Source organism: Actinoplanes sp. NPDC049802, from assembly GCF_040656595.1.
Lineage (GTDB): Bacteria > Actinomycetota > Actinomycetes > Mycobacteriales > Micromonosporaceae > Actinoplanes.
The window spans coordinates 53,982-64,610 of record NZ_JBFAMR010000046.1; the positions used below are offsets into that span (position 1 = coordinate 53,982).

Here is a 10,629-nt window from a genome sequence, read left to right on the forward strand (position 1 = left end):
CAAGACCGGTGAAGACCCGTCCGCAGCAGCGTTTGCGCATGCAGACGGCATTCCTTGACCGGCGCGCCTCTCGACGGTTTCGAGCCCTGGCTCACCGAATACCCTGCACCGGCTATCGGCCGGAGCCGTCGATAGCCGGCAGAACAATGGCGGGGTCGTCCCACACCAGGGCCACGTTGCGGATCGACGCATATCTGGTGGGGTCCGCGGCGTTCGCGGCACGCAGCAGTTGCAGACGCTCCGGCAGGGTGCCCAGCGGCTCCCCGGACAACTGCGTGATGATCTCGTCGGCTGCCGGGTCGCCCGTTGGGTCACGGTTCCAGAAGATTGCCGGCACGCCTGCTCGCAGTGAAGCCTGGAATTCGCGCGCCCCCGCCTCCGTACTCGGTGGCGCGGTCAGCACGACACGATCGACGGTCAGGTCCGCATGGATCCGCCCCTCCAGGTTCGGCCAGGTGATGGCCCGCGGCCTGGGGCTGGACTCGATGGCGGCCCAGCGGGCATGCCAGTGGTGTTGTGTCTCCCCGGCGGCTCGCATCCGGTCAAGACTGTGCACCACCACGACGTGTGCGGCGCCCAGTGGCACTCCGTTCGGCGCGGCCGACGGGATAGGCAGGTTCAGCAGTTCGGCCGGCAGGAACACCTCGACCCGCAGCGGTTCGGCGGAACCGAATGCGACGGCGTACTGGTCGGTGTTGCGGGCGATGAACGTCGGCACGTCCCGGCGGCTCACGGTGGTGGACAGCTCGGGCACATGCCGAAGGGCCGGCCCCTCCCGGACCGAGCACTCGATCTTACAAAGGTGTCGTTGTGTACCGTCCACTGAGACCCGGAAGAAGAGGGTGTCGGTCGATCCCGGCTCAGCCGTCGCTTCCGTGCTCGGTGCAACGAGTTGTCGACCCACCGATCCCGTCGAGGTCAGCAGTAGCCGAAGGTAGTCGGCGACGACCTCGGTGGCGGTCGTCTTGACCGGCGTCCCTTTCACGATGAACCAGCTGAGCCCGCGTGCCGCTGCCGCCGCCGCAATCCGTGGACCGGTCGTGTCGAAGACGAGACCGTCGGCGTCCGATCCGGCTGGAGTGACCCCCGGACCCGCGAATGTGGCCACCCGCAGGCTGATCGGCTCGTTGCCTACAGTCAGTGGCCGGATGATGCTGTTGAACAGGTCCTTCGAGGAGGCCGCCGTCAGCAGCGCCTCGTCGATCCCCGTGACCTCCGGTGCCGTGCCGCTGGCCACGAGCACCCGTCTCCCCACGACGACCTCGTAGCCGGGGGACTTGCGGCTGGTCCGCAGCGTGCCGGTGACGATCACCAGCCGCAGCTCGGGGAACTCGCGGATCAGCTCGTCGACCACTGCGGGTCCGGAGACCTCCCGGCCGCGGATGTTGGCGAGCACCACCCGGTGCCGCCCGTCCGGGTGGCTTCCGCTCGGCACCACTCCCACCTGGCAGAGGAGGGCTCCCGACACCGGCAGCCGGGCCGGTTCGACCAGCACTCGGGTGATCATCACCGCCTCCGCTGTCGAGGTGGTCAGGATCGCGACGGTGACCCCGGGGCTGTCCGGGGTGTCGGCCGGTTGCAGCGCGCTCTGCTGCTGCCGCAGTCGGCTCTCCATCGCCACGAACCAGCTGTGCCCGAGCACCGCTGCACCCCGCGCTGACTCGGCTTTGCGCTGCTGCAGCCACGCGTCGGCGCGGGCCGGGTCGAGCAGGTTGAGCGCGGTGAGACGTTGCGCGTTCTCCAGTTCGGGCAGCGCGCGCCAGGCCACCGACCGGTCGGTGTACTGCTCCAGCAGCGCTGCCACCCGCCCGAGCCGTTCCCGGCCGAACCGGGCCGACAGCTCACCGAGCAGGGAGCCCCGCAGGGCTGGATCGATCTCGTACAGTCCGTCGCCGATCTCCCGGAACACCGGCGACAGCAGCAGGTCGGCTTCGGTTTCGTATGGCAGCGGCGCCGGCGGGTCGAGGAAGAAGTTGACCCGCAGGAGGTTGAGGAACCGCGCGTCGATCGCGACCGGCACAGCCGCGTGCCGGGCCAGGTCAGCGGCCCCACGCGGCAGCCGGCGCAGCGGGTCGGTGCTCACAGCGGGCGTTCCAGTGGTGCCGGCCGGCCGCGGAGCACGTCGACGGCCCTGTACATCCCGGTCCGGCTGAGCGGGAACATCGGCACATGCCGGGCGAGTTGCCCGGCGTTGCTGCGGGTCCAGCGGGACGGGCTGACCGGGTTGAGCCACACCAGCCCGCCGGCCATGGCCCGCACTGTCTTGATCAGCGCTATCGTGTCGAGCAGACGGGGTGTGTCGAGTCCGCCGCGAGCCGCCCCGGCATCACTGATGATCACCGCGCTGGTGGCCCGGGTGGTCCCGGCCAGCACGGTCGCCAAGCCGATCGGCTCGGTCAGCTGCGGGTCCCGGTAGACGCGGCCGTCGGCCAGTGTCCCGATGTCGTCGAGCACCGGGTCGAGCGCTGGGCTGAAAGGGTCGGGCAGCCGGGCCAGCACGGGCCGGCTGCCGCTGCGGCCGACGGTGTTGTGGAAATACCCGACGGTCACCACGTCGAGGCGCCCGGCCCGCTGCATGGCGTCTCGGACGTGGTCGACATAATCGTGGAACGGGGTCATCGACCCGTTCCGGTCGAGGAGGAGCAGCAGCCGTGCGGTGTTGCGGCGCGCCGGAACCAGCACAGGCGGTGTCACCACCCCACGGCTGGCGCGCCGGGTCAGGGTCGCGTCGACGTCGAGTTCGGCCGGCGGGCCCTGCCGGAGCGGGCGGCGCAGGGTCCGCCACACCTGCACGATCTCGCGGCTGGTCAGTGGATACTGCGGGGTCAGCACCAGGCTGGTGTCGTGCCGCCCGGTCCGCGGCGGCAGATGCACGAGCCCCGGCATCCCGAGCAGTGCGGGCCCCACCGGGTCCGGGTCAAGGCCTTCCTTCTCCGGTACGGCCGAGGCGCTCCCGTCGCTGTCCTCGCCGTCCGGAGTCTCGTCGCCGCTGCCGGACCGCACCGTGCCGGCCGCCGGTCTCGACCACTCGGGCGCCTCCACCCGGGCCAGTGCCGCCTCGACGATCTCCGCTTCGGCCGCCGACTTGGCCCACAGGGTCCGGCACAGCCGCCGGAAGTCCGCCCCGGACGCCAGCCCGAATCCGGCGGACAGTGCCCGCTGCAGGTCCAGGCAGTCGTCCACCCCGATCTGTAGTCCCCGCCGCCGTAACTGGTCGATCAGGTCGTACAGAAAGGGAGGTGTGAATGTCACCTGCCTGCCAGCCAATCGGCGGCCCGCAACTGGTCGGAGTGTTGTTTGAGGAGGGCGCCGGACGCCGGCAGGCGGCCGACGTCGGCCGCCGGGGTGCCGGTGGCCTGCAGGTAGCCGATCCAGTCGAGCAGTTCGCTGAGCCCCGGCTTCTTGGCGAGGTCCAGTTTTCGCAGCCCGAGCAGCACGTTCACGGCGTTGTCGCTGAGCTCGCCCTTGGCGATGCCGTGCAGGTCCAGAATCGCATCCAGGTCGGCGGCATTGTCCGGAAACCGGACGTAGTGGAAGACGCAGCGTCGCAGGAATGCGCTGGGCAGCGCCTTCTCCTCGTTGTTGGTGACGATGATGATCGGCCGCAGCGCGTTCTGCCCGGCCGGCACCGTGTACCGCGTCCCAGGTAGCTCAGCCACCTCGAAGCTGAGCTGGTCCAGCTCGCGCAGCAGGTCGTTCGGGAAGTCGATGTCGGCCTTGTCGATCTCGTCGATCAGCACCACCGACCGGCGGCCGTGCCCGGCGCGGGCGATGGCCCGGCCAAGCGGACCGAGCCTGACGTAGCGGGAGTCGTCGCGGGCGCCGTCGAGTTGCACATCATAGAGTCGGCGAACCGCGTCGAAGGTGTAGAGCAGGTCCTGCCCACGGCTCGTCGACTTGATGTAGGCCTGTTCCAGGGGCAGCCCGAGGCCGTAGGCGACGGCGTGTGCCAGCCGGGTCTTGCCCGCGCCCGGGTCGCCCTGCAGTAGTAGCGGGCGGCCCAGCGCGATCGCCAGGTTGACGGCGTTCTCCAAGTCGGAGCCCGCGACGTAAGGCTCCTTCGGCACCGCCACCAGCTCCGGGTCGGCTGGGGCGATCGGGTCGGCCCAGGCGTCCTCGATCATCCGCTCGGCGGGCAGCCCAGAGACTCCGGTGAACCGGACGGACAGGTCTGCGGTGTGTCGGGTCAGCACCGAAGCTCCAGCTCCTCGAGATGGCTGAGCAGCGCGTCCGGTTGCAGGCGAACCCGCTCGATGTAGTCGTTGAGGGTCTCGTAGGTGAGCCGCATGTCCAGGCCACGGCCTTCGTCGGAGGACCGTTTCACGATTTCCGCAGTCCATGGCCCGGCCAGCGATGACGGCCACCGGCGCAGCGCCACCACGTCGCTGGCCCAGTCCGCGATGTCCTGCTCCCGCACGGCCGGGGCCGGCAGTTCCTCGACGTGGTCTGGAAAGCCGGTCGCGGGCCGGCCGGCGAGAAAGACCACGAGTCGGTGGCGCGGGTTGCCGCAGGCCGCCCTGATCCGTTTCCACAGCTCGTCGACGAACGCGGTGTCGACGTTGTGCACCGAGATCGGGCAGACCACGTTGCTGGTCTCCAGCTCCCTGGCATACCGCGTCACATACCGTTCCATGGTTTCGATCGACATGACCTCGGGCAGCACCGTGAGCATGCTCTTCTGGGCGGTCTCTCCAATGTAGCCGGGCAGCCAGGCGCACAGGTTCATCAGCACGTCGAGATCCACGCTGGGCAGCCCAAACGCCAACACACCGTCGTCGCGGCCGTGCAGCGCGCTGAGCATCGCGTCCTTGAGCGGGTCCATGTCGAACTGCGCGGTGTCCAGCAGGTGCAGGGCGGGCGAGGCCTCCTCAGCGGGGCGGACCGGGACACCGAGCCGGAAGCGGGAGACGACCCGGCCGATCGGGATGGCGTACAGCACGTTGGCGGCAGGCGGCTTCCCCATCACCCGCATCCGCTGCCGCACCTGCTCAACCAGGATGCCGACGATGTTGCCGCGAGCCCACACGGCACTGCCGGAGTAGCCGTGGAACTCCCCGAGGCCTTCCTCGACGTGGAGCTGCAGGACGCGCATGTCGTGGCCGTCGGGGTTGGTCATCAGATGATCGACCGCGGAGACGGTGCCCGTCAGCCGGGCCGCGCCGGCCTCCGGCCGGGCCGTCACCGTCCACGCCGTCCGGTCGGCCGCGTGCCCGAACTGCGCCTTGACCGCTAGAGACCGCCGTACCCACAGCAGCGCCGTGTCGATCCGCTTGTCGACCTGTACCCGTTCGACCTCGACGTGCGCGCCGGCGGACGTGACGAAAGTAAGGTCGGCGGCGGGGTGGTCCTTCACCACGTGGGCGGCGGTGGCGACGATCCGGTCCGCCAGACAGAACCCGCTGCCCAGGTCGTGATTTCCCTTTGTGACCCGCCGTCGATCATTTTCGCTGAAGAGTGACCGTGACCTCGAAGGTCGCCTCCATGGCGGCCTTGGACAGGACCACACCGGCCTCGGCCGCCAGCGTCACGCCGAAGGTCGCTGACACCTCTCCGACCTCCCAGCCATGCTGCGCCGGCAGCGTGTCGAAGTCGATGTTGATGGCGCCGGCCCCGGCAATGATCGCGGCCCGCACGTCTCCGAGCCGATCGCTCAGTCGCTCGACCGCGTTGCCGCCCCAGGAGATCTGCCGCCCGCTGGAGACATCGACGACCTGCACGGACACCGAGTCGGGCACATCAGTCGGTTCGGTCACGGAAGACGGCTCCTCTACGCTCCGGTGATGGGAGCCACACCCTATCGCCGGATCCACAAGCGACGGCAGACCCGATCGGGGGAGCCGCAGGGAGTCAACCGATCGATGTCCCCCGCACCGCTCGTCCGTTCCTGCGGCTCGGAAAGTGTCAGCCCATCACATCGGCTCTATCGCCGAGGCGTGAATCGGGGTGACCTCGATCGGCGAACCGGCGCGAAGGGCCCGGCCGGCCGCGATGACTCCCCGGCGACCGCCGGTAGCCCCTGACGCTGCCCCTGAACGCCACCGCATGGCATCGACCATCCGAAACGCGGAACCGCCGCGACGATCACAGGTTCGCGGCTCACCCAGCGACGAACCCACCCCCATCCGAGGAGACGGGACACGGATCACGGCTATATGTGTCCTGGAAAACATGACACCCGCAACGGGTGTCATCACACCCACCACGGGTGTCACGTTCTCAAAGCACACATCGCCCTGGACGTCGGCCCTCCGCTCGCCGGCCGGGCAACACGGCGTCATCCGGCATCCGAGTCATCCGGCCCATCGTCATCCGAGTCCCATCCCATCCACCTCCGCTGTGACGCGGTCGTCGCCGGTAGGGGCGGTCGGCCCGACAAGTCCGATCGCTGAGCAGGCAGGACCGGCCGGCGGCGGTCGGCTGGTTGAAGGCCGATGGGGGTCGGCGATGGCGTAGGGAATACGGCGGCGCGTGTGGCCACGCGAGGGGTCAGCGGGCCCGGGCGGCGAGGACGACGGCGCGGCCGGCCAGGCCGACGGTGAACATCAGGACTCCGGCCACGACGGACTGCCAGGGCAGGGTGGCGACCAGGGTGAGACAGCCGGCGACCCCGACCGCGTTCAGCCAGCGGGGCCACCGGCGCTGCCCGGCGGGCTGGGTGAAGGCGGACGCGTTGGCGATGGCGTAGTAGACGAGGACGCCGAACGACGAGAAGCCGATGACGCCGCGCAGGTCGACGGTCGCGACCAGGGCGCAGACCACGACGGCGAGAGCGATCTCGGCGTGGTGCGGGACCTGGAAGCGGGGGTGGACGGCGGCCAGCCAGGTGGGCAGGTCACGTTCGCGGGCCATGGCCAGCCCGGTACGCCCGATGCCCGCGATCAGGGCGAGCAGCGCGCCGAGGGACGCCAGGGCCGCGCCGATCCGGACGACCGGTGACAGGAATCCGGCGCCCGCCGCCTCGACGGCCGTGGTGAGTGGGGCGGTCGACGCGGCCAGACGTTCCGGGCCGGCGGCGAGCAGCGCGGCGACGCCGACGATCACGTAGACGGCCACGGCCAGGAACAGCGCGAGCGGGATGGCGCGGGGAATGGTACGCGCCGGGTCGCGTACCTCCTCGCCCATGGTCGCGATGCGGGCGAAGCCCGCGAAGGCGAAGAAGAGCAGGCCGGCCGACTGGAGGACGCCGTAGGCGCCGACCCCGGCCCATCCGCCCAGGTGGGCGCCGGTGGCCTCGCCGCCGAGGGCGATGCCGGCGGCGACCACGGCGAGCGCGGTGAGGCTGGTGCCGACCAGGACGCGGGTCATCAGGACGGTACGCGTGACGCCGCGGTAGTTGAGGGCGGCCAGCCCGATCACGCAGGCGATGGCGAGCGCCCGCTGCGCCCACCACGGCCCGGGCAGGGCGTAGGTGGCGACGGTCAGCGCCATGGCCGCGCACGAGGCGGTCTTGCCGACGACGAAGCCCCATCCGGCGGTGAAACCCCACCAGGGTCCGAGTCTTTCCCGCCCGTACACGTAGGTGCCGCCGGAGGTGGGGTGGACGGCCGCGAGCTGCGCGGAGGCGGTGGCGTTGCAGTAGGCGATGAAGGCCGCGATGAGCAGGCCGATGAGCAGGCCGTTTCCGGCGGCGCGGGCGGCGGGTCCGAAGGCCGCGAACACTCCGGCGCCGATCATCGAGCCGAGGCCGATGACGACCGCGTCCTTGGTGTCCAGCCGCCGTGCCAGGGTGCCCGACATCAGGTCTCCCATTCCATCAAATCGGTTTGACTCATCCTAGGTGGTAATTCGGATGACACCCCGGCGGGCAACGACGAGCATCGGCGGGCCTGTGCCGACCGAAGGAGCCACCCTTGTTCTCGCAATACCGCCATCTGTTCGCGGCGCCGGGCGCGATCGCGTTCACGTTCGCCGCCCTGCCGGCCCGGATGGCGATCTCGATGTTCGGGGTCAGCATCGTGATCATGGTGGCGTCGCTGCGCGACTCGTACGCCCTGGCCGGCTCGGTCTCGGCCGCCGGCCTGGTGGTGACCGCCCTGCTGGCGCCGTGGATCGCCCGCTGGGTGGACCGGTACGGGCAGTCCCGGGTGGTGGTGCCGACCGCCCTGTTCTCGGCGGCCGGCGCCGCAGCGCTGGTGCTGTGCGCGGGCGCCGGTGCTCCGGTGTGGACACTGTTCGCCGCCAACATCGTGGCGGCCGCGAACCCGAACGTCGGCGCGATGGTCCGGGCCAGATGGGCGGCCCTGTACCGGGACCGGCCCGACCTGCTGCACACCGCGAACGCGCTGGAGCAGACCGTCGACGAGCTGTGTTTCATGACCGGCCCGGTGATCGCCGCCCTGTTGTGCACGACGGTGGCGCCGCAGGCCGGCCTGACCGTGACGGTCGTGCTGTTCGTGACCGGTTCGCTGGCGCTGGCCGCGCAACGGCGCACCGAGCCGAAGGTGCACGCGGTGCGGGAGCGCGGCCGGTCGCCGCTGCGGGAGCGGGGCGTTCTGGAGATCGCGGTGACGTTCCTGTTCACCGGTGCGCTGTTCGGCAGCGTCGAGGTGGTCACCGTGGCGTACGCGGAGTCGCTCGGGCACCCGGCTGCCGCCGGCGTGATCCTCGGCCTGTTCGCCGGCGGATCGGCGGTGTCCGGGCTGGCGTTCGGGACGCTCCGGGTCCGCGGCGCGGCGGCGGTCCGTTTCCTGATCTGTGTGGCGGCGATGGCCGTGCTGATCCAGCCGGTGCTGCTCGCGGCGAATCTGTGGGCGCTGGCCGGAGTGCTGTTCGTCGCCGGGTTCGCGACCGCGCCCACGTTGATCACGAGCATGACGCTGGTGCAGGAGCTGGTGCCGCCGGCGCGGATCAACGAGGGCATGACCCTGACCATGACGGGCCTGCTGATCGGCGTCTCGGCGGGCGCGTCGATCGGCGGCTGGGCGGTGGAGACGGCGGGTGCCCGCAACGGCTATCTCACACCGTCTATCGCGGCCGGGCTGGCATTGCTGGCCGCCCTGATCGGTTTCGGCCCGGCTCTGTTCAGGAGAAGGCGCATCCCGGTCCCGCACGGCTGCGGGGAGCAGGTCACGGTCGGTGGCTCTCCGCGTACCGGAAACGGGTTCGAAGGGCGGCAACCGGACGGCGACTGACGCGCACCGGCACGGCAATCACCGCGGCCGGAGGTGGGCCGAAGTCAACGGTGAGCCCGCGAACAGCGGGAAAGCCGATGGAAGGATCACCTCTTGCGCCAGCTTCTCCGCCGCTTCGCCCTGGCCGCCCTCATCACCCCGGCCGCTGCCGGCGCCGTCATGATCGCGTCCCCGGCCGAGGCCGCCCCGGCGAAGCCGACCGAGCAGGCCCTGCAAACCGAGATCAACCGGCTGACCAACGTTCAGCGCACCCGGCACGGCTGCGCCGCCACCAAGGTCAACGCCCAGCTGACCACCGCCGCCCGCGGTCACAGCGCCTGGATGGCCCGCACCCGCCAGTTCTCGCACACCGGCTCCGGCGGCTCGAACTTCGTCAAGCGCGTCAAGGCCGCCGGCTACGCCAAGCCGTCCAGCGAGAACATCGCCTGGGGTTACCGCACGGCCTCCGCCGTCGTGGACGGCTGGATGAACAGTCCCGGCCACCGCGCCAACATCCTCAACTGCAAGTCCAAGACCGTCGGTGTGGGTGTCGTGTACGCCGCCAACGGAGCCCCGTACTACACGCAGAACTTCGGGTACTGATCCCGGAACCGCTACGCCCCAGCCGATCCCCCTGCGGCTGGGGCGTAGCCGCGTTCCCGCACCGGGACGCTTGCCACATTCACTCCGATCGCTCTATCCTCTCGCCTAGGAAAGCGCTTTCCCGCATCTAGAGGCGCTCCGCGGCGGTCATCCCCAGCGTTCCACCCGCCGCCCATCCCCCATGCGCGCACCCCGATGCGCGAGAACAGGTGAAGCGAGATGAGACGATCAGTCGCTCTGCGGCTCTCCGCGGTTCTGGGCGTGGCCGGCGCGGCCGGCGCGATCGCCCTGGGCCTGCCGCAGCACGAGGCGTCGGCGGCGGCGAGCGTGGCCGACGGGTTCGCCGGTCAGAACGGCGGCACCACCGGCGGCGCCGGCGGGGCCACCGTCAAAGCCACCACCGGCACCCAGATCCACACCGCGCTGTGCACCCGGGCCAGCAGTGACACGCCGATCATCATCCAGGTCGAGGGCACGATCAACCACGGCAACACCACCAAGGTGTCCGGCGACAGCTGCAACACCGCCGCCGACCGGATCGAGCTCAAGGAGATCAGCAACGTCACGATCGTGGGTGTCGGGGCCGGCGCCACGTTCGACCAGCTCGGCATCCACATCCGCGACTCCAGCAACATCATCATCCAGAACGTGACGGTCAAGAACGTCAAGAAGTCCGGCTCCCCGCTGTCCAACGGCGGCGACGCCATCGGCATGGAGAGCACCGTCCGCAACGTCTGGGTCGACCACGCCACCCTCGAGGCGTCCGGTGGCGAGTCCGAAGGCTTCGACGGTCTCTTCGACATGAAGAACGACGTCGAATACGTGACGCTGTCCTACAGCATCCTGCGCAACTCCGGCCGCGGCGGGCTGATCGGCTCCAGCGAGACCGACACCGGCAACAGACCTCCGCCTTGAC

General features: G+C 70.3%; 8 protein-coding genes and 1 pseudogene. 3 read left to right on the forward strand and 6 right to left on the reverse strand.

Features of this window, described 5'->3' with window-relative positions; all coding sequences use genetic code 11:
• Positions 1-112 precede the first annotated feature (112 nt).
• The 6 genes from AB0I88_RS27415 to AB0I88_RS27440 all read right to left on the reverse strand — a co-directional run bounded on the left by AB0I88_RS27415 (position 113) and on the right by AB0I88_RS27440 (position 7,737).
• Positions 113-2,083 carry a hypothetical protein gene (locus AB0I88_RS27415; RefSeq protein WP_361030493.1) on the reverse strand — a complete coding sequence of 657 codons (1,971 nt, stop codon included), beginning with the start codon at positions 2,081-2,083 and terminating at the stop codon, positions 113-115.
• The gene (locus AB0I88_RS27420) at positions 2,080-3,252 is read right to left on the reverse strand and encodes a hypothetical protein (RefSeq protein WP_361030496.1); all 1,173 of its coding nucleotides are present in this window, start codon (positions 3,250-3,252) and stop codon (positions 2,080-2,082) included. Before AB0I88_RS27420 ends, AB0I88_RS27415 begins: the two co-directional genes overlap by 4 nt.
• Entirely contained in the window at positions 3,249-4,193 is a 945-nt protein-coding gene (locus tag AB0I88_RS27425; RefSeq protein WP_361030499.1) for a MoxR family ATPase, read from the reverse strand. The genes AB0I88_RS27420 and AB0I88_RS27425 overlap by 4 nt, the downstream gene beginning before the upstream one ends.
• Positions 4,187-5,506, reverse strand: coding sequence for a serine protease (locus AB0I88_RS27430; protein WP_361030502.1), 1,320 nt, complete (start codon positions 5,504-5,506; stop codon positions 4,187-4,189). The genes AB0I88_RS27425 and AB0I88_RS27430 overlap by 7 nt, the downstream gene beginning before the upstream one ends.
• Positions 5,439-5,753, reverse strand: a complete 315-nt coding sequence (locus AB0I88_RS27435; protein ID WP_361030505.1) for a CU044_2847 family protein — start codon at positions 5,751-5,753, stop codon at positions 5,439-5,441. The genes AB0I88_RS27430 and AB0I88_RS27435 overlap by 68 nt, the downstream gene beginning before the upstream one ends.
• 733 nt (positions 5,754-6,486) lie before the next feature.
• A complete protein-coding gene (locus AB0I88_RS27440) occupies positions 6,487-7,737 on the reverse strand; it encodes an APC family permease (protein ID WP_361030508.1) in 1,251 nt (416 codons plus the stop codon).
• Between the two features lie 113 nt (positions 7,738-7,850).
• Here AB0I88_RS27440 and AB0I88_RS27445 point away from each other — a divergent pair, with 113 nt between their 5' ends.
• The 3 genes and pseudogenes from AB0I88_RS27445 to AB0I88_RS27455 form a co-directional block, all read left to right on the forward strand.
• A complete protein-coding gene (locus AB0I88_RS27445; RefSeq protein ID WP_361030511.1) occupies positions 7,851-9,131 on the forward strand; it encodes an MFS transporter in 1,281 nt (426 codons plus the stop codon).
• A gap of 93 nt (positions 9,132-9,224) precedes the next feature.
• On the forward strand, positions 9,225-9,713 hold the full coding sequence (locus tag AB0I88_RS27450) for a CAP domain-containing protein (protein WP_361030514.1): 489 nt from the start codon (positions 9,225-9,227) through the stop codon (positions 9,711-9,713).
• Between the two features lie 219 nt (positions 9,714-9,932).
• Positions 9,933-10,613 (forward strand): annotated as a pseudogene (locus AB0I88_RS27455) (pectate lyase); the annotation flags it as partial.
• Between the last annotated feature and the right edge of the window lie 16 nt (positions 10,614-10,629).